Genomic DNA, 800 nt, shown 5'->3' on the forward strand with positions numbered 1-800 from the left:
CGGGACGGTTCTCTTAAAAACACCATATAGATTTTTTGTACGCCGCCGCCCGCCATCGAGCAGAGTTTTACACCTAATTGGGGATAAAACAGCTCATGGCGGGCGGCGGTGTCGTTCTGATCGGCCTTCAGCTTATCCCTCTGCTGTCCGGTCTGTTCAGCTAAGTGTTACCCGTTGTCCCTTTTTCCAGAAAAGGAGCTGATGTATGGACTTTATCATCGACGCAATCGTTGAATGGCTGAAAGGTCTGCTCGTCGATGGTATCATGGGAAATCTGGACGGCCTTTTCGATAACGTCAATCAGAGCGTTGGCGAAATCGCCACACAGGTAGGCACGACCCCGGCGGACTGGAACGCCGGGGTCTTTTCCATGATACGACAGATCTCCGAAACTGCCATTCTGCCAATCGCCGGGGTCATCCTCACTTTTGTAATGACCTATGAGCTGATACAGATGCTCATAGAACGCAACAACCTCCATGAAGTTGACACATGGATGTTTTTTAAGTGGGTGTTCAAAACCTTTGTGGCTGTGATGATCCTGACGAACACCTTCAATATCGTGCTGGCGGTCTTTGATGTGAGCCAGCATGTGATACAGCAGTCAGCGGGCATTATCCAGAACGGGACAGAGATCACGCCGGATGTGCTGGACAGTCTGCGGACAGAGCTTGAGGCGATGGAGTTAGGTCCTCTGTTCGGACTCTGGCTACAATCCTTCCTGATCCAGCTTACCATGATTGCCTTAAACATCGTGATCTTCGTCATCGTATATGGCCGTATGATTGAAATTTATTTAC

General features: G+C 49.8%; 1 protein-coding gene and 1 pseudogene. Both read left to right on the forward strand.

Annotated features, from left to right (window positions below):
• Nucleotides 1–80: 80 nt before the first annotated feature.
• Nucleotides 81–164: pseudogene (locus tag DW965_RS18810) on the forward strand (Maff2 family mobile element protein); the annotation flags it as partial.
• Nucleotides 165–205: 41 nt separating this feature from the next.
• Nucleotides 206–800 (forward strand): VirB6/TrbL-like conjugal transfer protein, CD1112 family (locus tag DW965_RS18815; RefSeq protein WP_119198682.1); only part of this gene is annotated, 595 nt, incomplete at its 3' end.

Source organism: Blautia sp. AM47-4, from assembly GCF_003479865.1.
GTDB classification, from domain to species: domain Bacteria; phylum Bacillota; class Clostridia; order Lachnospirales; family Lachnospiraceae; genus Fusicatenibacter; species Fusicatenibacter saccharivorans.